This is a genomic window from Glutamicibacter sp. B1 (assembly GCF_039602135.1).
GTDB classification, from domain to species: domain Bacteria; phylum Actinomycetota; class Actinomycetes; order Actinomycetales; family Micrococcaceae; genus Glutamicibacter; species Glutamicibacter ectropisis.
In genome coordinates, this window is record NZ_CP125942.1 from 1,711,390 (window position 1) to 1,732,760 (window position 21,371).

The window sequence follows — 21,371 nt, forward strand, 5'->3', positions numbered from 1 at the left end:
ACATGACCCAGCAGTCTGTGCGCAATGCCGTGATTATCGGTGGCAATCGCATTCCCTTTGCCCGCTCTAATACCGCCTACGTCAATGCGTCCAACCAAGACATGTTCACCGCTGCTCTAGAAGGTCTCGTAGCCCGCTTCGGTCTGCAGGGCCAGCGTATGGGTGCTGTCAGTGGTGGCGCAGTGCTCAAGCACTCAAAAGACTTCAACCTCATTCGCGAATCGGTTCTTGGCTCTTCCTTGGATCCAGCGACTCCCGCCTATGATGTGCAGATGGCTTGCGCCACCGGCATGGAAGCTATCGGTTCTCTGGCCAACAAGATCAAGCTGGGCCAGCTCGAATCCGCCATTGGTGGCGGCGTGGATACCACCTCGGATGCACCAATCGCTGTGTCCGAATCTCTTCGCAGCGTACTGCTTGAATTAGCTCGCGCCCGTACCACCAAGGCGAAGTTGGCTGCCCTAGCTAAGATTCGCCCTTCGCATCTTGCTCCGTCAGCTCCCGGCACCGGTGAGCCACGCACCGGCCTGTCGATGGGGGACCACCAAGCGACGACTACCAAAGCCTGGGGGATCACGCGCCAAGCACAAGATGAACTGGCCTTGGCCAGCCACAAGAACCTCGCCGCAGCCTATGACCGAGGCTTCTTTAACGACTTGATCACTCCGTTCAACGGACTGGCCAAGGACAACAACCTGCGTGCTGATTCCACCCTAGAAAAGCTCGGTAAACTCAAGCCAGCTTTCGGCAAAAACCTTGGCGAAGAAGCCACCATGACCGCTGGCAACTCCACGCCACTGACCGACGGCGCATCAGCAGTACTTCTGGGCAGCGAAGATTACGCGCGCAGCAACGATCTGCCGATGCTAGCCAATTTTGTAGATTTCGAAGCCGCTGCCGTCGACTTTGTCCATGGCGCAGAAGGGTTGCTGATGGCTCCGGCCTACGCAACCGCTCGAATGCTCAAGAGAAATAATCTGACCCTTCAGGACTTTGATTTCTACGAGATTCACGAAGCCTTTGCAGGCACTGTCCTCTCGACGCTCAAGGCGTGGGAAGACGAAGAATTCTGCCGTGAGAAGCTCGGTTTGGATGCACCGCTGGGAGCAATTGACCGGAGCAAGCTGAATGTCAATGGATCTTCTTTGGCCGCCGGCCACCCATTCGCGGCGACCGGTGGACGCATCATCGCAAGCACCGCGAAGATGCTTCATGAAAAGGGTTCGGGACGTGCATTAATTTCCGTCTGTGCAGCAGGCGGACAGGGCGTTGTTGCTATTTTGGAGGCGCGAAACTAATGGCAGATAAGTACATGGAACTAGTGAACACCGGAGTCACTAAGAAGCTAGCCAAGCTGTTGGGACTGCCGCGGCCGCCACGGCTGCGTCGTTATTCTCCGGATGCTCCACTGCTACCTGGCCCGCTTTTGGTACTCGGTGCTTCTTCGAGCGCTCAAGAACTCAGTGACACTCTGGTTTCGTGGGGGCTAGATGTTCGCCGTCATGACGCGGGGGACGCCAAGCTCGGCGGCATCCTTTTGCTACTCGATGAGGTGGATCATCCACAAGCGCTCTCGTCAATTATGCTTACCGCCGGACGCGCCCTACGTAAATTATTGCCCGGCGCTCGCGTAGTTTCCTTCTCGCGTCCGGCTTCGGCAGATGATGAACCGGCTGTTGCGGCTGCCCGCCAGGGAATTGACGGTGTGATCCGCTCCTTGGGACGTGAAATGCGTGGCGGCTCCACCACCAACGGCATTGTTCTTGAAGAAGCCACCACACCAGTTAGCACCAGCGCGTTGGCTGCTTTGCGTTTCTTCTTCTCGGGACGAAGCGCCTATGTTGATGGCCAATTCCTCACCGTACGCAATGGGGAAGGCGCACTACCGGCGGACTTTAGCCAGCCTTTGGCGGGTAAGGTCGCCGTGGTTACCGGCGCAGCACGCGGCATTGGCGCAGCCATCGCCCGTACCCTAGCCCGCGATGGGGCTCAGGTTGTGGTGGTGGATATGCCACAAGCGGGCGATTCGCTGGCGAAGGTAGCCAACTCAATTGGTGCCACCACTCTTCAACTAGACGTTACTGCCGCCGACGCGGCACAACAGATCATGGATCACGCCATTGGACGCCACGGTTCCTTGGATATTGTTGTGCACAATGCGGGAATCACCCGTGACAAGCTGCTCGCTAATATGGATGCGGCTCGTTGGGATTCGGTCATTGCCGTGAATATCGCTTCGCAATTGCGCATGAATGAAGCATTCCTGGCTGCCAAACTACCAAACCTGCGCATCGTGTCATTGGCTTCGACCTCCGGCATTGCCGGTAACCGAGGCCAAACCAATTATGCTGCCTCCAAGGGTGGAGTCATTGGTATGGTGCGCTCCAGCGCCAAGCTATTTGCTGAAAATGGCGGATCAATCGCGGCCGTTGCTCCAGGATTTATCGAGACGGAAATGACGGCCAAGATTCCTCTGGGAACACGTACCGTTGCGCGCATGGTGCTCCCATCATTGATGCAAGGTGGCCTGCCGGAGGATGTAGCTGAGGCTATTAGCTTCCTTGGCTCAGACGCTGCAGCGGGTCTGAACGGGCAGGTGCTCAGAGTATGTGGCCAGTCGCTGGTCGGTGCGTAGATGAGCGCACAAATTGTTACCGAGATTCCTTCGATGGCTACGGTGTATGCCAAAGCCGCCAAGACTCTTGGGCGTAAACCTAAGAACCCTGTTTTACCGTCAACGGTTTTGGTTTTTCAGGGTGCTAAAGCCGATCCGGTAAAGCTCGGCGAGTTCCGTAGGGCAGTGGGCGCACCCATGAATTCGGTGCTACCTAGTCTTTACGTACATTCGCTGGCGTTCCCTTTGGCCATGTCGCTGATGTTGCGTGATGATTTCCCTCTGCCTCTTTTGGGAATGATTCACCTGACCAATGATGTTGAGGTACTCGCGCCTATTGGCGAGGACGAAGCCTTTGATATCGAGGTGCGCAGTGAGAACCTGCGTGCACATGCCAAGGGTGTCACTTGTGATTTGGCGGTACGGATCATCGTTGATGGAAAAGACCGGATGCTTCTTCGCAGTACCTTCCTGGCCAAGGGCGTGAAGCTCGATGGCGAAAAACCAAGTCATGGCGAACGAAGTGTTTTTGAAGCCCCGGTACGAACCGCTCATTGGTCACTGGATGCTGGCACCGGCAGGCGCTGGGCGAAGGTGGCAGGAGACTACAACCCTATTCACCTTTCAGGACTCAGTGCGAAAGCGTTGGGGATGCCCGGCGCTATAGCGCATGGCATCTATATGGCGGCTAGGGTTCTAGGTGGTATAGAACCTGCGACCGGGAGCTATTCGTGGAATATCGAATTTAAAACACCCGTTGTTCTACCAGCGTCTGTTGATCTGGCCTTCGAACCTACTGCTGAGGGGTACCGAGTGGATGCGTGGCATGCTCGTAAGGGCAAGCCACATTTCACCTTGGAGCTGTCCAACTCGTCAAAGTAACATCGGTTGACAAACACTCATTGTGCGTTGCTAAGGTGATCCGTGTTACTTGATGTCTAGTAGAGGATACGCACAATGAATGTACGTCGATTCGTGGCTGGTTTCGCGACCGCTGGACTGCTCAGCACAGGATTGATCTTCGGTAGCGCTCCAGCGCAGGCCGCCACGTCAACCCATGTCGTTCGAGAGAAGAACGCTTTCGCTTGTAGTGTCGCGTTCAACGACTCCTTGAAAAAGCTCAAACGTAAGTACGTTCGCGTCACGGTAGTGCAGAAGTGCCATTGGGAAAAGACTCCTGGATATCGCGGATACTACGAGGCCAGGATCCGTTACGACACCAGCGGAACGAGCGCCTAGAACATCGGCGATCGGGTTTCCATCTAAAAATCGCATCTCAAGATTCAAATGATCTTGGGATGCGATTTTTTGCATTTACTGCGATGAACCAAACTCCGATTGGCTCAGACGATAACTGGCTAGGGTCTCAACCGCGGCACGTTCCCACGTAAATGATCCCGAATGCTCTAACGCTCCATGGCCAGCGGAGGTAACCATTTCTGGATTCTGTGCGAGCTCGATAATTTTTGCGGCCCAGATCTCGGGGTCAGGTTCGGACATGAGCCAGCCAGACTTGCCATCATTTACGGCGTAGGCCAATCCCCCTACTGCATTGGCCAGCACGGGAGTTCCGCAAGCCTGAGCTTCAGCAGCAACTAGTCCAAAGGTTTCCGAAAGGGACGGTACTGCCACAATGTCAGCATTGGCGAAGACGAGGGCCAGCTTTTTGGGCTCTAAAGGGTCGTAGAATCGTACGACGTCGCCGAGATCCAACTCATTGACCAAGGATTTCAAATCATAATCGTCAGACCCAGAAGTAGAACCAAAGAGCGACGCGGTAATTCGCAACGATGGCTGAGTGCGTCGAGCGATACCGAGTGCTTCTAGCAACAGGTGAGCACCCTTGAGTCTTTGCATTCGTCCGGCATATACGAGGTGTAAATCATCGTCGCCGAGCGGTCTACGTACCTTGTCTTGGTCTGGATGAAACACTCTGTGGTTGACGCCAGGGAGAACAACATCTAGTTTCTTTGAGTCGACGTCATAGAACCGTTCAAGCTGCCTAGCTTCTACCGGGGTATTGGCAATGATCCGTGAACATGTGCGCAGGAGGTGTTCTTCGGCCACCTTACGGTTGCCAGGTTCGGCGATGCCGGATTCAGCTTCTTTAGCCGCGGCTGAGGTGTGCATGGAGACAGCCAGTGGAACAGACCAAAGATTTGCTAGTTGAAGCCCTGTCATGCCCGAGAGCCAGTAATGGGCATGTACGATATCGAACTTCAGCCCTTGCATCTGTTTGGATACAGCGAGAACAGCTGCGTCAATAATTTGAGGTAGCTCTTCTTTCTCTAAATCTCGATTGGCCGCAATCTGAACTTCGTGCATCCAGACACCTTCACCGACCTGCAGAGAATGAGATTCCTCCGCTGTGCGCGTGATCATGTGTACTTCGTGGCCTAAAGCGCCCAGAGCAAAGGATAGGTTTTGGATGTAGACATTCATACCGCCGGCGTCGCCTGAGCCTGGTTGCTGCATGGGAGAGGTATGCAGGGAAAGCATCGCTACGCGCATGTTGATGGCTCCAGAAAAGATTGGGACGAAGTGCTACTTGGGAAGAATGTCCAGAGTTGATGCTATCAAGAAGAAAGATCAAGCATTTTAGTGTTCGCCTGGCTCCAACGCTCGACCATACTCGTGCCACCGTGTGCGTCGCCTTCGCAGATTATCAATTCAGAGCCGGGCCACCTTTGGTGGAGGTTCCACGCGGTGGACGCTGGACTGGATACGTCGTTCCTCCCATGAATGAAAATGGCAGGCAGATGTTTGACGCGATCTACTAACTCCAAAATCGGTGGTTGACTGAATCCCGCGTGGGCCCAAAAGTGCGTCGTGAGGCGAGTCATGCAGTGGCGGAATGTTGGATCACTCCACCGGGGATCTCGAATCACTTCTTGGGCACCGAGCGAAATATGCGTGTCTTCCCAGAGCGCCCATTCGAGTGAAGCGTCATCGCGGAGCTGGGCATCGGGGCAAGAGAGCAACAATGAATACGCGTCAACCAAAGACAGATTGCCTGAGTCGTACTCAGGAACATAAGCCCGAGCAAAACTAGACAGGCGTTCCCATGCTTCAGGGAAGATTCGACCCACCGATTCGGTAATCCATTGCACTTCTTCTCGACTCGTAGTGGTTACCGCGAAGAGGACGATACCGCGAACGCGCTCTGGGTGGGCCTGAGCGTAGGCCAAGGCGAGAGTAGAACCCCATGAAACCCCATTGAGAATCCATCGCTCGATTCCCCTGTCTTTTCGCAAGACCTCGATATCTTCGACGAGTTTCTGCGTCGTGAAATGCTCGGCAGGTACGTTTGGATCGGAAGCCGAGGGTGAAGAGCGTCCGCAGCCTCGTTGCTCGAAGCCGATGAGCCGGGTCCTAGAAAGATCCCAGCGGTGACGATAGCCGGAACTGCCCAAGGTTCCGCCGGGACCTCCGTGAAGATGCAGTGCAGGAATACCGTCAGGGGAGCCGAATTCTTCCCAGTACAGACGATGACCATCATCGACAGGAAGAAATCCGTGCTCAATGGAGCCGCTGAGCTGATCTGAGGTACCCATAGTTGAAGCCTATGTCGGCAGGAAGAGAAAGAGTGAATTTGTAGTCACTGACAAAAAGAAATTCCCGGTTGACCGAAGTCAACCGGGAATTCTACCTGTGCGCGAAAGGGGACTTGAACCCCTACCCTCTTATCGAGGACTAGCACCTCAAGCTAGCGCGTCTACCTATTCCGCCACCCGCGCAGGTTACTCGTTGTTCGCGTTGTTATCGCTGGCAACGAAGTAAAACTTTACCATCCCTTTTGAGTGAATTCCAATCGGGAGGTTGTGGGTCAGCGAAGTTGAAAAGCCCCGGAATTCCGCGGGAATATCGGGCTTGAGTAGGAATTTAAGGGAAGAAAATCAAAAATCAGTGTCAAGGGTCACATGAATTTTGAATAATTCCCTAGTGAAGGCGTGGTTTCGAGGGTTCCTGTCGCGCGTTCTCCTCTGCAGCTCTTCGAGCCAATTCTTCTGCGCCGAGAATCTCATTGAAGATGTCGCCATTGGGTTCCAGGGCTCTGCCGGCCGCCAGATCAGGAAGCATTACCGGTGCGAAACCAATTCTTTGGATCAAGGATGCCACCAGTTCTGCGTCATCATGATGGTTCGTTGCGAAAGCTAGTGCGCGCTGGGAGGCGGACTTTGATGCTCTGTCGGCATCCAAATCCCAATGACTTATGTGATTAAGTGCCTTGGCCACGCGAGATCCATTGAAGTGTTCTGCAATGGCCTCAGAGCTGGAAAGTCCCTTTTCCAGTGCATTTTCGAGCCAGTTCGGCAGTGGTTCGTCTTCCCACCGGTTAGTTGCGTCGATCAGTAGAACACCATCCACAGAATCGATATCAACTTCGTCTAGGTCTTCTTGAGGCACCATGAGAACTACTAAATCGACATCTCGGGCGATATCTGTTGCCTCTACTGCGATGGCTTGCGGTGCATATTGAGCCAGATGGTATTTCATGTGACGGGCCGGTCTGGACCCAGCAATATTTACTTCAATGCCGGCGGACGCCGCTGCCCTTGCCAGGGCGGTACCTGCACGACCTGCCCCGAGTATGCCAATTTTGCCGATGTTCATGAAACCAGCGTAAACGCCAAAGCCGCCACCTCTTGCACGTAATGCACATGAGGTAGCGGCTCTGAGTTCACTTCAGTATTAACCAGCCCACAACGGGGATAGTGACTTATATAGCTGCTGCACACCGAGAATGATAAACAAGACTGCGGTAATCGCTAGCGCCGTGTTCGTGTGCCAACGGTTGGCCCATTGCTTAGGGATTCGTTTTCCATTGAGCAGGCCGAGCAAAGTGACTGCAAGGAATGGCATGAACAGTGCACCAAGCACTCCATAGGCCAGAATCAGAGCGATGGGCTTGTCCAGGAGGAACAGCACCATGGGTGGGAAAGTCAGCCAAAGAACGTAGAACTTGAAGTACTTACCGCCGGTCATAGTGTCCGGGTGATTGGCTGGACGCTTGCGCATGTGGCCCCAGAAATCAGCGAACATCAGGGATACACCATTCCATACACCGATGATCGATGAGAATGAAGCGGCCCAGAAACCTACGAGGAATCCGTTACCTACCACGGCGCCGTATTTCTCTTTCAAAACTACCGAAAGGTCCAAAAGACCTTCATCGCTACCCGAGATAGCGACACCAGCTGAACGGACTACTTCGGCGCCCACGATCAACATGGCAATAACAAAGATGCCGGTCATTACGTACGCCATCGTGTTGTCGATACGCATAACGCGCATCCACCTAGGGGAGTACCAGCCCTTCTCGCGTAGCCAGTAACCGTACGCTGCCAGAGTGATGGTGCCACCCACGCCGCCGGCCAGAGCCAGGGTGTAGACGACGCCGCCCGATGGAATCATGGGGATCAAGCCCTTGAACATTTCCGGAATGTTGGGAACGGCAATGAAAGCGAGACCAACCACGGTCACAAACATGATGCCAACCAGTACCGCTGTAATCTTCTCGAACACCTGATAGCGCCCGAACCACACCATCACGAAACCCAAGAGTCCCATAAGCACTGCCCAGATCTTCAGGTCAACTGCGGGTACTAATGCAGCCAGCGGAAGGGCAGCAGAGCTCATTGCGGTAGCTCCGTAGACGAAGCCCCAGATGATGATGTACGGGCCAAAGTACCAGGTGGTCCACTTGCCCAGTGATTTCCAGCCTTCGAAGATGGTTTTGCCGGTGGCCAAGGTGTAACGCCCGGCGCCTTCGACGAGTACGATCTTCAAGATGACGCCTAGGATCACGGCCCAGAGGAGGGCGTAACCGTATTGGCTACCAGCGACGAGAGTTGCCACCATGTCTGCGGCGCCAACGCCGGTGGCTGCGACAACCAAACCGGGGCCGATAATTTTCCAGCGCGGTGGCCCTTCAGCCTCGAGACTTGCGTTGGGAGTTTGCGTGCTTTCACTCATTGAGTTTTTCCTTTGTCACAGTGCGGTGAGCTTGGGTCACATCTACGGTGATGTAAGCCACAAGCATGTGAGATCGTCTTCAATGGTGGTAGTGATTTAGATTACTTGCAAACCAAACGGGAACTACTAACACTTTCTTAGGACTAGGGGCCGTAACCACAAAGTGACCCGTGGAAAATTGTTAGGATGGCACTGTTATCACGGGCGACGCGCCCAACCAGAACACCAAGGACGGTGCCGTGCAGCTTTTGATCGTCGAGGACGACCAGGCAGTGGCGGGGGCTCTCATTGACGCGGTGAGTGCTGTGGGCCATGAGACAACTCACGCTAGTCGGGGATCCGATGCGCTTCTTCGCCACCATGATGCCGAGCTGATCCTATTAGATCTTGGCCTACCTGATATGGATGGACTGGAAGTTCTTCGAAAGCTGCGGCAAGTCAGTGACGTTCCGGTGGTCATTCTCAGCGCTAGAGATGATGAACGAAGTGTTGTGCGTGGATTGCGCCAAGGGGCGGACGACTATCTGGTGAAACCGATCGGTCTGACGGTCTTGTTGGCAAAGATCGAAGCAGTTACTAGGCGGGCCAATCTGGGTAGCCCCACGGACAAGAATCAAATTAGCGCAGGCTGCCTGTCGATCAACCTGGATAAGCGCGAAGCCGTGTTGAACGGTCGACCGTTGGCGCTCACCGCTAAAGAATTTGAACTATTGTCATTGCTCGCGCGACACGCAGGATCAGTGGTGACCCGTGAACAAATACTCGACCAGCTGTGGGGAGATGCTTTCCTCGCGGTGTCGCGTTCCTTGGACGTGCATCTGACCGGACTTCGTGCGAAACTCGCAAGCCCCGGAATGATCGTTAACGTTCGTGGCGTCGGATATCGACTTGAAGCGCCATCTTCGTGAGAATCAGAGTCTTAGCGGTTCTTGGCTCACTGCTACTGGTGATCGTGGTACTTGTCAGTTCCGTGCTGATGCAAAGCGTCAGCAGTGATGCCACGGCAGACGTTCAGGTAAACCGCCTTTCCTCACTGAACAGGTTTGTCCAAGTTGCTTCCCATGCATCCGGTAACGATGACCTGGAAATGTTACAGCTTGAGATGGATACGTATTCTCAGCTGTATAACGAGGGACTCTTGATCGTTGTTGATGACCGGCAACTTATATCAGGCGATATTCGAGCTGATGATGCCGCAGTAAAAGAAATAGTGGGAGCCGCTGCGCTGAACCTTGATCGCACGGAAATCCCCGAGATCAGTCCTTTGACTGAAACGGTGGCATTGATATCGCGTCCATTTGGCAACTCAGCTCAGGTGCTTGGATCAGTGACCATGCAAGTGAATCTTGAACCGGCGAGGGCTCGGGTGCTTCAAGCCTCGGCATTCATCCTCGTGTTGACGCTGAGTATTGGATTCATTTTCCTTCTGTTGGCTGACCGGCTGGCGACGTGGGTACTTCGACCGCTACATCGACTGGATGACTCGGTTCAGTTGCTTACTCAAATGCACCAGCCCATTCCGCTGGTTGAGCAGGGACCTCCAGAGCTGCGAGCTTTGTCCCGATCTGTCAGCTCCATGGCTCAAACGATGGCTACAAGTCGTCAACAGCAACAAGAGCTCATTGCCGAGACTTCCCACCAACTCCGCAATCCAGTGGCGGCGCTGAGATTACGCGTGGATCTGCTGAGAATGCGACTTACTGATGAGGCAAGCCTCGCAGGATTGCATGCAGTTGAAAATGAATTGGCTCGCTTAGAAATGCTATTAGACGGTGTGCTGCGATTAGCTAGTGCAGAGCATCGATTGACTGAGCAGAAGTCCGACAAGACTGATACTGAAGTGGCGCATCCTGAAAAGCCAACAAGTGCTTTTCAAATCCTCGCCGAAGAAATTGAACGCCAGTCGGCCATGGCCCAGAAAACAGGGAATACTCTGACCTTTGAAGCAGATTCAACGTCAGCGTCAGAGGACGTGGTCTGGTGCCATGAATTTGACCTGCAACAAATGGTCTCTGAACTTTTGGAGAATGCCCTAAAGTACGCTCCCGGAACCGAGATTAAGCTGGCTGTACATACGTCACCCACCACCAATGACATCGTGATCTGTGACCAAGGCCCGGGTTTGGGTAAGGCAGAACTTGAACGCGCAGGGGAACGTTTTTGGAGAGCTGAAAGCGTCAGGGGAACTCCAGGGACTGGATTAGGGCTGGCAATTGTCGATAGGTTAGCGCGCGCCAACTCTGGACAGCTCATCGTGGGATCCAATGGGGATGCTGGACTCAAAGTCATCATCAGATTACCGCGCGCCCAAACGCCAAAGGGGACTGACCATGAGTAATAGCGCCTTGCAACGACGCACAGTACTCAAAGTTCTGGTTTCAGCCCCAGTGATCATGACGGTACCCTTCGTGAGTGCTTGTACTTCTGGTGCCAGTGAACTTCATCTTGACGTTGCCTCGGGTGAAGAAGGTGGAATGTACTACGAATTTGCGCAACTCTTATCTTCGGCCTTGGTCAGTAGTTCAATTGCTGAGCATTCCGAAGCGCTCAAAACGGAAGCTAGCGCGCAGAACCTTGAATTGCTTGTGGCAGGCGATGCTCAACTAGCGTTAGCTCTTGCCGACACCGTGGCTGAATTTCGTTCTCAAACACCACAACAAGGCAACATCCAAGCTTTGGGACGTGTCTATCAGAATTATTTTCATTGCATCCTCAGAGCAGACAGTGACATTAGATCCCTCAGTGATTTCCCTGGCCGCTCTATTGGGACCGGTGCTGCAGGCTCTGGTACATGGGTGACAGGTCAAAGAATTCTACGAGCTGCCGGACTCAAAGATCATCAGCAAGCACCCCAAGAGCACATTCTTGGCTACACCGCGGGAATCAAAGCGCTACGACGAGGCGAGATCGACGCGCTCTTTTTGTTCGGGGGTATGCCCGTGCGCCCTTTGACCGAGCTTGCCGAAGAATTGGAACTGAAACTTCTCGATATTTCTGAAGTGCTTCCGAAACTACGCGAGACCTACCCCAATCTTTATGATCGAGTGGTTATTCCAAACAATACCTACCCCGGAGTGCCCGCTATTGACACGATCGGTGTCAGTAACTTGTTAATGGCTAGAGCTGATTTGTCTAATGACACAGCAAAAGCTGTAGTCAAGCTCCTTGCTACTCAAGCTCAACAACTCATACCGAAATCGAGCGCCGGAATTCAGCATTTAACCCCTGAAACGCTCATCAGCACTGCCGGGCAACCGCTTCATCCAGGTGCGCGCGAAGCATATCTCGAAATGCACGGGTAGAAATCACAGAACGCAATAGCAAGCGACGAATTGTCAATTGCCTATTAGGGTGGAAGCCATAGCTGTCGATGCGAAAGGTAATGCCTAGATGACCACCGCCATTGAACGTATGGAAAATGATGCCATCGAAATCTGCCGCGGTCTCATCCGTATTGATACGACAAATTTTGGAGGAAATAAGGGTGCCGGTGAACTAGAAGCCGCTCGCTACGTTGTGGGTTTGTTTGAAGACGTTGGACTGGACGCACAAATCTATGAGTCCGCGCCTGGTCGAGCGAACGTGGTGTTAAGAATTCCGGGCACAGACAAATCACTGCCACCGCTCATTGTGCATGGCCACCTCGACGTCGTTCCAGCGATTGCTGAGGACTGGAGCGTTGACCCTTTTGGCGCCGAAATCATCGACGGCATGATTTGGGGTCGCGGCGCCGTGGACATGAAGAACATGGATGCCATGATCATCGCAGTCATCCGCCACCTTCGTCGGGAGAATCTCTCGCCTCGACGAGATCTCATTATTGCCTTCTTCGCTGACGAAGAAGCAGGTGGCGACTATGGTGCTGGGTGGATGGTTGAGAATCATCCCGAAGTATTTGCCGGCGCTGAAGAAGCGATTAGTGAAGTCGGAGGATTCTCCGTAGACATCAATGGTCGCCGGGCCTACATGCTGCAAACCGCGGAAAAGGGTATCGCGTGGCTCAAACTCACCGCGCGCGGAATGGCGGGGCACGGCTCGCAAATAAACAACAACAATGCTGTAACCGCGCTGGCAGGAGCCGTTCACCGTATCGGGGAACACCAATGGCCGCTGTCCTATACCAAAACGACGCAGTCCCTGTTGGAACAGGTTGCCGAGCTGACGGATTTGGAATTTGATCAACAAAATCCGCAACCACTTCTTGAAGCGATGGGAAACGTTTCGCGATTTGTGGGAGCAACCCTGCAGAACACTGCGAATCCTTCTGCCTTACAAGCTGGCTACAAACACAACGTCATCCCCGGTCAAGCAGAGGCATTGATTGATTGCCGCACCTTGCCCGATGAACACGAAGTAACGTTGGAGAAGCTACGCGAGTTAGCCGGTGAAGGCGTAGAACTGTCAATGGTTCACGAACAGGATTCCTTGGAAGTGCCATTTGCTGGCGCTTTAGTGGACCGCATGGTTAAGTCGCTACTGGATGAGGATCCTGAAGCGATCGTCTTGCCTTATATGCTCTCGGGCGGCACCGACAATAAGTGGCTTGCCACCATCGGGATCACCGGATACGGTTTTGCGCCGCTACAACTGCCAGCGGAGCTTGACTTCACCGGCATGTTCCACGGAGTCGATGAGCGGGTCCCGGTGGACGCGATTAAGTTCGGTGCCAGGGTTCTGGAAAATCTTATGCGTAGTTACTAATAGTTTTGAAACACCACGATCTTTGTTATCAGGAGTAAAAAGTGAGCATTGAGTCAGTTCTGTCAGACGAATTATTGGAGCGTTTTCGCCAGAGAGCTGCACAGTACGACGCTGAAAACTCTTTCGCCACCGAAGACTTTGAAGAGCTCGTGGCAGCGGGCTACCTCAAAGCTCTCATCCCAGAATCGCAGGGTGGACTGGGCTGGAATTTAGAACAACTTGCGCTAGCTCAACGTCGCCTAGCCACCGCCGCACCGGCAACGGCACTTGCGGTGAATATGCACCACGTGTGGGCCTCGGTGGCCAGCATTCTGAAGGTTCGGGGTGATAACCGACTTCAAATGGTTGAGGACTGGGTTGCGCAAGGTGAGATCATGGCGTTCGGTATTTCCGAACCCGGTAATGACTCGGTACTCTTTGACTCAAAGACCACGGCAAGTACGGGACTCGACGGCACGGTGACTTTTAACGGGGTCAAGATCTTCACCTCACTTTCACCTGCCTTTACCCGGCTTGGTGTGTTTGGTAAAGACGAAGAGACTGGTGAATTGGTCCATGGGTTTGTGGCCAAAGGGCCAGGAATCGAATCAATGGGGGACTGGAATACCCTAGGCATGCGAGCCAGTCAATCGCACACGACAAAACTGGTTAATGCGGTAGCTCCAAAAGAGTGGGTACATTCTCGACTGCCAGTTGGACCGAACCCTGATCTGTTGATCTTCGGGATTTTCGCATCATTCCTCACGCTGACCGCCAGCGTGTACGTGGGCATCGCTGACAGGGCCGTGACGCTGGGACAAGAGACGCTGAATAAGAAGGTACATCACGACGGAACCAAGTACTCCCAAGATGTCCGGGCCCGGGGACTGCTATCGCAGGCCGCAATGAAACTGATTGCCCTCGATGCGCTTCAACGCTCGGTGGCCGCGGACATTGATGCTTTAGTGGATCATCAGGGTGCCTGGTTCCCGAAACTCGTTACCCTCCGAACTCTTGCCGGGGATACCGCTCGGGAGAATGTGCAGGTACTTGGCCAGCTGCTCGGCGGCTCAGGATACTTCCGGGGTTCTGAGTTCGAAAGGCTCTATCGCGATGTTCAGGCAAGTTGGTATCACCCTTCCAATGCGGCTTCCGCATCCAACACCGTGGCATCGTGGCTTGTTGGCCCGCTCGATGCTTTCTAGCATTTGGTTCATTCGCTCTACGGTAGGGTGCTATGAATTCGCATGACGCGTCGGCGCAGCCAATATTTGTACACTCCGCCTTCATATCTGCAGGTACGCATCAGTTCCCATTTGCCGTTGTCTGCGTGTTCACGTAGCGCAGAGCGAGCAAGATGCACCGGTTCGCTGGGGAAGGAGGTAATCACTAGATATTCGAAGCGCTGCTCATCCGGGTGGTGCAGTGGCGGTTTGATTCTTTCTTGAAGCATCTTGCCCCTATCTAAAGAACTGCATGCGTTGTAGCTTAAGACCATGAGTACTGATCCAAGTTTTGCACTCCAGACGTTGATTGCCCGACTGGAGCAGCACCTGTCCGTGGTTTCGCAAAGCCGTGGTTCTGCGGAAGCTTCTGTGGATGCCGCTTTCGGCGCCCTGGCAGATGCCTTCGAAGACTATGAAGATGCGCTGTATGACCAGTATTCCGAACTTTTGCCTTTCACCATACCGGTAGATGATGCGTGAGTACGACCACGGGGTGATTTTTGGCCCAATCGTGTTTTTGAGCATTGATCCGCGGTGAGGGTGAAGTAATGTCAAGGGGTGAATTGGTTTGAAGCAGCTTTCCTTGGATTGATCCAGGGCCTGACCGAGTTCCTCCCGATCTCGTCCTCGGCCCACCTACGTATCGTCGGCGAACTTTTGCCGAACGCTCAGGACCCCGGTGCGGCCTTTACGGCTATCACCCAGCTCGGAACCGAGACTGCGGTGATCGTGTTCTTCTGGCGTGACATTGTCAGAATTATTGGCGCTTGGGCTAAAGCCCTCGTCGGAAAAATTCCACACTCAGACCCGGACGCAAAAATGGGTTGGCTGATTATTGTCGGCTCGATCCCCATTGCGTTTTTGGGACTTTTACTCGAAAGCTACATCGACACGAACTTCCGGTCGCTGTGGATTGTGGCGACCACCCTGGTGGTCTTCGGCCTCTTCCTCGCGTTAGCCGATCACTACGGTAAGCAACAGCGCGGACTTGAAAAGCTCACGGTCAAGCACGGTATTTTGTATGGTCTGGCACAGGCCATGGCCCTCATCCCTGGTGTATCGCGTTCCGGCGGTACGATCACTGCCGGTTTGCTTATGGGATACACCCGCGAAGCAGCAGCGCGCTACTCCTTCTTGTTGGCTATCCCCGCCGTCTACGCCTCGGGCCTGTACAAGTTTGTTAAGAGCTTGGATGAGCCAGGCGTGTACACCCTAGGACAGACCGGCGTAGCCACCGCAATCGCCTTCGTCGTCGGTTTCTTGATTGTTGGGTGGTTCTTGAAGTTTGTATCCACCCACTCGTACCGGTTCTTCGTTTGGTACCGTATTTTGCTGGGCCTCGTGCTCTTTGTTGCTCTGGGCTTTGGTCTGATCAACGCCTAAATTGAACGTTGTCAAGATGTCCGTGAAGCGTTTCACGGACATCTTGACGTTAACGGGAATAAACCTCGTCCTGCTTCACTTGGACTTAAAGGAAGAAAATCGTCGCATCTGCGAAAGGATGTACATCAGTGCACGCGTGGAAAAATCCTGAGGTACCTCAGGTGGCTGGTTCAGCACCAATTTTGGAACTTTTTAATACCGCCACCGGAAACCTGCAGGCCACCGCACCTGCGGATGCGGCCAATACAGCCGCCAGCATGTACGTCTGCGGGATCACCCCGTACGACGCTACCCACATGGGGCATGCCTCCACCTACGTCACCTTTGATCTGGTACACCGCACCTGGTTAGACAACGGCCGTTCCGTGACCTACACCCAAAACATCACCGACGTTGATGACCCACTGCTAGAACGTGCCGAAGCTACGGGCGTGGATTGGCGCGACCTTGCTGAGCAGCAGGTACAGCTGTTCCGCGATGATATGGAAGCACTGAACGTGATTCCACCGCAAAATTATATTGGTGCTGTGGAATCCATCGATTGGTTGGTACCCGTCGTAGAGCAACTGCTTGAGGCGGACTTGGCTTACCGTGTGCCCGCCGGCGCTGATGGGGTAGAAGGCGATATCTACTTTGACACCTTTGCCGCTGAAAACGAGGCTTGGAAACTAGGGTCGGTGTCGAACTATGACCGCGAGACCATGCTGGGGTTCTTCGCTGAGCGTGGTGGCGATCCACAACGTGTTGGTAAACGTGATGCCCTGGATCCATTACTTTGGCGAGCAGCCCGAGAAGGCGAACCATCCTGGGACGGCGGCAAGCTGGGGACCGGACGCCCCGGATGGCACATTGAGTGTTCGGTGATCGCACGGAAAACCTTGCCAGCACCCTTCACTGTTCAAGGCGGCGGCTCTGACCTGATCTTCCCGCACCACGAATTTTCTGCAGCTCACGCGGCGGCGAGCGACCACCAGGAACTTGCCCAAACTTACGTCCACACGGGCATGGTTGGCCTGGACGGTGAAAAGATGAGCAAGTCCTTAGGCAACTTGGTGCTTGTCTCTAAGCTTCGCGCCGCAGGAGTCGACCCTGTAGCCATTCGCGCTGTATTGCTATCCCAGCACTACCGCACTAATTGGTTCTGGACCGACGAACTGCTCAACCTTGCACAACAACGCGTAGCCTCGTGGCGTGAACGTCTACAAGGTACCGGACTTGCTGAAGCCACCGCTTTGCTAGCAAGTATTCGCTCGCGTATGGCCAACGACCTTGACGCACCGGGCGCGTTGGACGCAATCGATCTGTGGGCCGCACAGCCCGCTGATGGTAGCGGTGATGGCGAGCAAGTGCTCCGCGATGGTTTTGACGCATTGCTTGGACTCAAGCTCTAAACTCTCACCACACACGAATATAGTGACTGACTCAGGGGTCGACTTCAAATATCGAAGTCGGCCCCTGACCCGTCTTGCCGGAACTTTCCCCGGCGGCGCAGGTAACGTTCAAATTCTCGAGCAATAGATTCGCCACTGGCCTCAGGCAAGTCGCTGGTATCTGTCGCCTCTTCCAGTTGCTTCACATACTTGGCTACATCCGGGTCCGCAGCGGAGAGCTCATCCACACCGTGTTTCCAGGCCAGGGCATCTTCGCGTAATTGCTGATCTGCGACGGTGATGGGCAGTAACTCTTCGAGCATTTCGATCAGCGCCAGTTGGACCCGTGGGCTAGGGGACTGGGCCACATAGTGGGAAAGTTGTGCCCACAGCGCCATGCTGGGAATGCCGGCGCGGTCAAACTCGACGCCAAGAATCGAGGGGATACCGGACGGGCCATCATAGTCCGAGGTCTCGATTTTGAAGTGTTCTTGAAGCCTGGCATCGTCACTGGATAGTGAGGTGGGGACAGGTCGTGTATGAGGCACATCCGCCTGGAGTGCTCCCAAAGTGAGTACGGCTTGTGCGTTATGTTTACGGGCTACCTCAATGATCTGTGCGCAGAAGGACTGCCATTTGAAAGTCGGTTCAAGCCCGAGGACCACCAGTAGGTCCGCTGAGGCATGTGGCAACGCCAGCTTATAGATTTCGGTGCGTGGCCAATCAACCACCCGGCCCTGGGCGGTGCGGCGAGTCTTGGGCCGAGAGAACTGATAATCGTAAAAGTCATCAAGCCCGATGGTCGCAACATGCGCAAAGGTGTTTTCTTCGAGGACCAGTCTTAGCGCACCCGATGCCGCAGAGCCGGCGTCATTCCACCCTTCGAAGGCTGCCAGAACAATAGTGGGGCGAATCTCATGCTCGGTCCCAGCGATGTAACTATCTAGCGTTGGGGTGTGGAAATCCTTGTTCATCGAAAACTCCTATGCAGCGTTCTCGCCATGGACGTGGCTTGCCGAAGCGGCTTAGCCCCACTCTTCCATCTAGAATGGACTCATGCCAAGCACCAGTTTTGACTTTGACTCCGGTCCAGACGCCAGATCACCGCAAGCGGTCCTCTGGGATATGGACGGCACGCTGATCGACACCGAGCCCTATTGGCTGGTCGCCGAGGCTGAACTGGTCGCCTCCCATGGTGGAACCTGGACTGAAGAGCAAGGCCTAGCCTTAGTCGGTAGCGCGCTACCTAATTCAGCCCGTGTTTTACAAGAAGCCGGCGTGCAATTGCCGGTGCGTGAAATCATCGACCTACTGAGCACTCAGGTGGTAGCCGGGCTACGCAAGGAAATCCCTTGGCGACCGGGTGCTCGTGAATTGTTAGCCGCCTGCAAAGCAGCGAACATTCCGCAGGCACTGGTGACGATGTCAGAGCGCAGCATCGTCAACGAGTTTTTGGATCAATTGCCTGCCGGCACGTTCCAGGTTTCAGTCACCGGTGAAGAAGTAGCCAACGGCAAACCGGACCCAGAACCGTATCTCACCGGCTTGCGTTTGTTAGAAGACGCTGCTGGTAATGAACTCAGCGCACAAAAGTGCATTGGATTCGAAGATTCGGTGCCGGGAATCGCTTCAGCTTCAGCAGCTGGATTGCACGCAGTGCTCGTACCCAACGCCACGGACCCTGGTGAGGGAAATTGGCGTCGAATAGCAAGCCTCGATGGCGTGGACGTTCAAGAAATGACTCGATGGTTGGTGCAGGTTAGCGCGTGAGCGAAACTTCAGAAAAATCCCCCGGAATTAAACTAGGTCGTATCGGCGGAGTTCCGGTTTATCTCTCGAGCTCGTGGTTCATCATCACGGCCGTGATCACCGTTTCCATGGGACTGCAGCTTTCCCGTAGTCAGTGGATTCCGGGTCTGGGCGCATATGTTTTGGGCTTTGCCTGCGCGGTGGCGATCGCTATAGCTGTACTCGTCCACGAAGTCGCTCACGCCATGACAGCTCGCGCTTTCAAATGGCCCGACGCGCATATCGTGCTTACACTCATGGGCGGTCACACCCAATTTGGATCGTTTAAAGCCAAGCCTGGTGCCTCGCTGTGGGTTGCCTTGGCTGGTCCGGTATCCAATTTTGTGCTTGCCGGTGTGGGCTGGCTCGTTATTCAGAACCTTGAGCCAGGTATTTATTCGAAGTTGCTCCTTGACTTCTTCGTATACGCCAACCTGTTGCTCGGTGCGTTTAACGCGTTGCCCGGACTGCCGCTAGATGGTGGCCGACTGGTCGAATCAATTGTTTGGAAGGCCACCGGCTCCCAGTTCAAAGGCACTATTGCTTCTAGCTGGGTAGGCCGCGTCATCGCCGTGGGCGTTGTATTCTTCTTCGTTATTTACCCTTATTTGCGGGGTCAAGAAGTCCAAATCATCACGGCAGTGGTGGGTTTGATGGTGGCGATGTTTATGTGGCAAGCCACCACTGGGTTGATTGCCCACTCAAAGATGATGCTTAACCTACCAACCGTGATTGCTTCAGATCTGATGAAGCCTGCTTCTGCCATGCTGTCCCAGGTCACTGTGGCCGATGTTTTCGCCCGGTTGAACCAACGTGGTGGTGAAATCATTCTTGTTGACGCTAAGGGAATGCCAGTGGGCGTCGTTGACGCCCAAGCAATTTCACGGGTTAATCCTGCGCAGGCCACCGAAGTTCCCGCCTTGGCCGTAGCCAGGGCGTTGGGACAGGGCGCAATCGTGGCCGAAGACTCAGATGGGCGGGCACTGATCGACTACCTCGTTACCGTGAGTTCGGCTGAATACGCCGTGATTAGTGGGCAAGGGCATGTGGTTGGTCTGCTGCATCAGCAGGATATCGTCAACGCCGTGACCGGACGACGCAAGTAAACTTTCAAAGACGGTATAGAGCATTAAGAAAAGGATCACACCAGTGAGCGAAGCCAAGATCCCGGCACCCCACGGTGCGGCTGCCCGCCGCGGACCATTCCGCGTAGGCGACCGCGTACAGTTGACCGACGAAAAGCATCGTATCAACACCATTACCCTGCAAAACGGTGGGGAGTTCCACACGCATAAGGGAGTCCTGCCTCACGAGGCCATCATTGGACTGCCTGAAGGCTCAGTCATCGAGAATATCGATGGCTTCCGTTATCAGGCTCTTCGCCCGCTGGCTAAAGATTTTGTGCTTTCGATGCCACGTGGCGCCACCGTGGTGTATCCCAAAGATGCAGCTCAGATTGTTCAGTTTGGCGACATCTTCCCAGGTGCCCGCGTCGTTGAAGCAGGCGTAGGTTCTGGCGCTTTGTCGATCTCACTGCTTCGTGCTGTAGGCGATGGAGGATTCCTGCATTCCTTTGAACGTCGTGAAGAGTTTGCTGACATTGCTCGAGGCAATGTTTCCACCGTGTTCGGCGGGGACCACCCTTCATGGCAGATCTCCATTGGGGATTTCCAAGACAAGGTTGTTGAGTTGGAGGAGCCAGGCAGTGTAGATCGAGTTGTCCTCGATATGCTTAGCCCATGGGAGTGCTTGGACGCGGTGGCAACGGTACTGGCACCAGGTGGAGTGTGGACCAACTACGTTTCCTCGGTGACCCAGATGTCACGCGTCGTCGAAGCTATTCGCGCCTCCGGCCAGTTCACCGAACCTGAGTGCTTCGAAACCCTGGTTCGCGGTTGGCACGTAGATGGTTTGGCAGTGCGTCCAGACCACCGCATGGTGGCCCACACCGCCTTCTTGATTACTTGCCGCCGACTCGCTGATTCTGCTGATGGCATCCCTAAGGCCAAGCGCATCAAGGATCACTCTTACTCTGCTGAAGACTTGAGCGCGTGGACTAAAGATCACGATGAAGAAGAATGGACCGCAGAGGCGCTGGGCGAACGTGGTATTTCTGATAAGAAGCTACGTCGAGCTGCACGTGATGCGCACCAGGCCGTACGCGTGCGTGACGCGCAAGATTCTGAGACTGACTCAGAAGACTAAGTTGATAAATTATCCATATACTGAGATGTAGCGTCTCAATATGTGACTTCGGGCCCCGGGTGTTCTGCACGCGGGGCCTGAAGTTCTTAGGATGGGACTAAGACGGCGCGCTGAGTGCCGGCAAAAACT

General features: G+C 54.3%; 21 protein-coding genes and 1 tRNA gene. 15 read left to right on the forward strand and 7 right to left on the reverse strand.

Going from position 1 to position 21,371, the window contains the following annotated elements; all coding sequences use genetic code 11:
- Positions 1–2: 2 nt before the first annotated feature.
- The 4 genes from QMQ05_RS07905 to QMQ05_RS07920 all read left to right on the forward strand — a co-directional run bounded on the left by QMQ05_RS07905 (position 3) and on the right by QMQ05_RS07920 (position 3,853).
- A complete protein-coding gene (locus QMQ05_RS07905) occupies positions 3–1,298 on the forward strand; it encodes an acetyl-CoA C-acetyltransferase (RefSeq protein ID WP_345474443.1) in 1,296 nt (431 codons plus the stop codon).
- Positions 1,298–2,635 carry a 3-oxoacyl-ACP reductase gene (locus tag QMQ05_RS07910; protein ID WP_345474445.1) on the forward strand — a complete coding sequence of 446 codons (1,338 nt, stop codon included), beginning with the start codon at positions 1,298–1,300 and terminating at the stop codon, positions 2,633–2,635. Before QMQ05_RS07905 ends, QMQ05_RS07910 begins: the two co-directional genes overlap by 1 nt.
- On the forward strand, positions 2,636–3,496 hold the full coding sequence (locus QMQ05_RS07915; protein ID WP_345474447.1) for a MaoC family dehydratase: 861 nt from the start codon (positions 2,636–2,638) through the stop codon (positions 3,494–3,496). It begins immediately after the preceding gene.
- Positions 3,497–3,571: 75 nt separating this feature from the next.
- Complete coding sequence (locus QMQ05_RS07920; RefSeq protein ID WP_345474449.1) at positions 3,572–3,853, forward strand: hypothetical protein; 282 nt, start codon at positions 3,572–3,574, stop codon at positions 3,851–3,853.
- 75 nt (positions 3,854–3,928) lie between these two features.
- On the opposite strand, the gene QMQ05_RS07925 is transcribed toward QMQ05_RS07920, so the two are convergent.
- The 5 genes from QMQ05_RS07925 to QMQ05_RS07945 form a co-directional block, all read right to left on the reverse strand.
- Positions 3,929–5,125, reverse strand: coding sequence for a glycosyltransferase (locus QMQ05_RS07925; protein WP_345474451.1), 1,197 nt, complete (start codon positions 5,123–5,125; stop codon positions 3,929–3,931).
- Positions 5,126–5,190: 65 nt separating this feature from the next.
- Positions 5,191–6,168: an alpha/beta fold hydrolase gene (locus QMQ05_RS07930; RefSeq protein ID WP_345474453.1), complete on the reverse strand. Its 978-nt coding sequence runs from the start codon at positions 6,166–6,168 to the stop codon at positions 5,191–5,193.
- A gap of 98 nt (positions 6,169–6,266) precedes the next feature.
- Positions 6,267–6,351 (reverse strand) — tRNA-Leu (locus QMQ05_RS07935).
- A gap of 202 nt (positions 6,352–6,553) precedes the next feature.
- Positions 6,554–7,228: an NADPH-dependent F420 reductase gene (locus tag QMQ05_RS07940; protein WP_345474454.1), complete on the reverse strand. Its 675-nt coding sequence runs from the start codon at positions 7,226–7,228 to the stop codon at positions 6,554–6,556.
- Between the two features lie 78 nt (positions 7,229–7,306).
- Positions 7,307–8,590 carry an Nramp family divalent metal transporter gene (locus QMQ05_RS07945; protein ID WP_345474456.1) on the reverse strand — a complete coding sequence of 428 codons (1,284 nt, stop codon included), beginning with the start codon at positions 8,588–8,590 and terminating at the stop codon, positions 7,307–7,309.
- Between the two features lie 239 nt (positions 8,591–8,829).
- On the opposite strand from QMQ05_RS07945, the gene QMQ05_RS07950 reads away from it, so the two are divergent.
- The 5 genes from QMQ05_RS07950 to QMQ05_RS07970 all read left to right on the forward strand — a co-directional run bounded on the left by QMQ05_RS07950 (position 8,830) and on the right by QMQ05_RS07970 (position 14,475).
- Positions 8,830–9,498, forward strand: coding sequence for a response regulator transcription factor (locus tag QMQ05_RS07950; RefSeq protein ID WP_345474458.1), 669 nt, complete (start codon positions 8,830–8,832; stop codon positions 9,496–9,498).
- Positions 9,495–10,928 (forward strand): sensor histidine kinase, encoded by a 1,434-nt coding sequence (locus tag QMQ05_RS07955; RefSeq protein ID WP_345474460.1) that lies wholly within the window; start codon positions 9,495–9,497, stop codon positions 10,926–10,928. The genes QMQ05_RS07950 and QMQ05_RS07955 overlap by 4 nt, the downstream gene beginning before the upstream one ends.
- Positions 10,921–11,892 carry a TAXI family TRAP transporter solute-binding subunit gene (locus tag QMQ05_RS07960; protein ID WP_345474680.1) on the forward strand — a complete coding sequence of 324 codons (972 nt, stop codon included), beginning with the start codon at positions 10,921–10,923 and terminating at the stop codon, positions 11,890–11,892. The genes QMQ05_RS07955 and QMQ05_RS07960 overlap by 8 nt, the downstream gene beginning before the upstream one ends.
- 88 nt (positions 11,893–11,980) lie before the next feature.
- Complete coding sequence (locus tag QMQ05_RS07965; protein WP_345474462.1) at positions 11,981–13,291, forward strand: M20/M25/M40 family metallo-hydrolase; 1,311 nt, start codon at positions 11,981–11,983, stop codon at positions 13,289–13,291.
- Positions 13,292–13,332: 41 nt separating this feature from the next.
- Positions 13,333–14,475, forward strand: a complete 1,143-nt coding sequence (locus tag QMQ05_RS07970; protein WP_345474464.1) for an acyl-CoA dehydrogenase family protein — start codon at positions 13,333–13,335, stop codon at positions 14,473–14,475.
- Between the two features lie 17 nt (positions 14,476–14,492).
- Here the strand turns inward: QMQ05_RS07970 and QMQ05_RS07975 are convergent, their stop codons facing one another.
- Complete coding sequence (locus QMQ05_RS07975; protein WP_345474466.1) at positions 14,493–14,723, reverse strand: DUF5703 family protein; 231 nt, start codon at positions 14,721–14,723, stop codon at positions 14,493–14,495.
- A gap of 43 nt (positions 14,724–14,766) precedes the next feature.
- Between QMQ05_RS07975 and QMQ05_RS07980 the strand changes: the two genes are divergently transcribed.
- The 3 genes from QMQ05_RS07980 to mshC all read left to right on the forward strand — a co-directional run bounded on the left by QMQ05_RS07980 (position 14,767) and on the right by mshC (position 17,270).
- Entirely contained in the window at positions 14,767–14,976 is a 210-nt protein-coding gene (locus QMQ05_RS07980) for a hypothetical protein (RefSeq protein WP_058254284.1), read from the forward strand.
- Between the two features lie 78 nt (positions 14,977–15,054).
- Entirely contained in the window at positions 15,055–15,879 is an 825-nt protein-coding gene (locus QMQ05_RS07985; RefSeq protein WP_334121510.1) for an undecaprenyl-diphosphate phosphatase, read from the forward strand.
- 128 nt (positions 15,880–16,007) lie between these two features.
- Positions 16,008–17,270 (forward strand): cysteine--1-D-myo-inosityl 2-amino-2-deoxy-alpha-D-glucopyranoside ligase, encoded by a 1,263-nt coding sequence (gene mshC / locus QMQ05_RS07990; RefSeq protein WP_345474470.1) that lies wholly within the window; start codon positions 16,008–16,010, stop codon positions 17,268–17,270.
- A gap of 44 nt (positions 17,271–17,314) precedes the next feature.
- Here mshC and QMQ05_RS07995 read toward each other — a convergent pair whose 3' ends face one another.
- Positions 17,315–18,223 carry a proteasome assembly chaperone family protein gene (locus tag QMQ05_RS07995; protein ID WP_345474472.1) on the reverse strand — a complete coding sequence of 303 codons (909 nt, stop codon included), beginning with the start codon at positions 18,221–18,223 and terminating at the stop codon, positions 17,315–17,317.
- Positions 18,224–18,305: 82 nt separating this feature from the next.
- On the opposite strand from QMQ05_RS07995, the gene QMQ05_RS08000 reads away from it, so the two are divergent.
- Genes QMQ05_RS08000 through QMQ05_RS08010 form a run of 3 tightly spaced genes read left to right on the forward strand, consistent with a single transcriptional unit; the run spans position 18,306 to position 21,242 of the window.
- Positions 18,306–19,019 carry an HAD family hydrolase gene (locus tag QMQ05_RS08000; RefSeq protein ID WP_345474474.1) on the forward strand — a complete coding sequence of 238 codons (714 nt, stop codon included), beginning with the start codon at positions 18,306–18,308 and terminating at the stop codon, positions 19,017–19,019.
- Positions 19,016–20,143: a site-2 protease family protein gene (locus tag QMQ05_RS08005; RefSeq protein ID WP_345474476.1), complete on the forward strand. Its 1,128-nt coding sequence runs from the start codon at positions 19,016–19,018 to the stop codon at positions 20,141–20,143. Before QMQ05_RS08000 ends, QMQ05_RS08005 begins: the two co-directional genes overlap by 4 nt.
- 43 nt (positions 20,144–20,186) lie before the next feature.
- On the forward strand, positions 20,187–21,242 hold the full coding sequence (locus QMQ05_RS08010; RefSeq protein ID WP_345474478.1) for a tRNA (adenine-N1)-methyltransferase: 1,056 nt from the start codon (positions 20,187–20,189) through the stop codon (positions 21,240–21,242).
- Positions 21,243–21,371 lie beyond the last annotated feature (129 nt).

What these genes read in the sequence shown, in the direction of transcription:
- QMQ05_RS07905 (WP_345474443.1), top strand. Translation starts at nt 3, where the DNA reads ATGACCCAGCAGTCTGTGCGCAATGCCGTGATTATCGGTGGCAATCGC.
- QMQ05_RS07910 (WP_345474445.1), top strand. Translation starts at nt 1,298, where the DNA reads ATGGCAGATAAGTACATGGAACTAGTGAACACCGGAGTCACTAAGAAG.
- QMQ05_RS07915 (WP_345474447.1), top strand. Translation starts at nt 2,636, where the DNA reads ATGAGCGCACAAATTGTTACCGAGATTCCTTCGATGGCTACGGTGTAT.
- QMQ05_RS07920 (WP_345474449.1), top strand. Translation starts at nt 3,572, where the DNA reads ATGAATGTACGTCGATTCGTGGCTGGTTTCGCGACCGCTGGACTGCTC.
- QMQ05_RS07925 (WP_345474451.1), bottom strand. Translation starts at nt 5,125, where the DNA reads ATGCGCGTAGCGATGCTTTCCCTGCATACCTCTCCCATGCAGCAACCA.
- QMQ05_RS07930 (WP_345474453.1), bottom strand. Translation starts at nt 6,168, where the DNA reads ATGGGTACCTCAGATCAGCTCAGCGGCTCCATTGAGCACGGATTTCTT.
- QMQ05_RS07940 (WP_345474454.1), bottom strand. Translation starts at nt 7,228, where the DNA reads ATGAACATCGGCAAAATTGGCATACTCGGGGCAGGTCGTGCAGGTACC.
- QMQ05_RS07945 (WP_345474456.1), bottom strand. Translation starts at nt 8,590, where the DNA reads ATGAGTGAAAGCACGCAAACTCCCAACGCAAGTCTCGAGGCTGAAGGG.
- QMQ05_RS07960 (WP_345474680.1), top strand. Translation starts at nt 10,921, where the DNA reads ATGAGTAATAGCGCCTTGCAACGACGCACAGTACTCAAAGTTCTGGTT.
- QMQ05_RS07965 (WP_345474462.1), top strand. Translation starts at nt 11,981, where the DNA reads ATGACCACCGCCATTGAACGTATGGAAAATGATGCCATCGAAATCTGC.
- QMQ05_RS07975 (WP_345474466.1), bottom strand. Translation starts at nt 14,723, where the DNA reads ATGCTTCAAGAAAGAATCAAACCGCCACTGCACCACCCGGATGAGCAG.
- QMQ05_RS07980 (WP_058254284.1), top strand. Translation starts at nt 14,767, where the DNA reads ATGAGTACTGATCCAAGTTTTGCACTCCAGACGTTGATTGCCCGACTG.
- QMQ05_RS07995 (WP_345474472.1), bottom strand. Translation starts at nt 18,223, where the DNA reads ATGAACAAGGATTTCCACACCCCAACGCTAGATAGTTACATCGCTGGG.
- QMQ05_RS08000 (WP_345474474.1), top strand. Translation starts at nt 18,306, where the DNA reads ATGCCAAGCACCAGTTTTGACTTTGACTCCGGTCCAGACGCCAGATCA.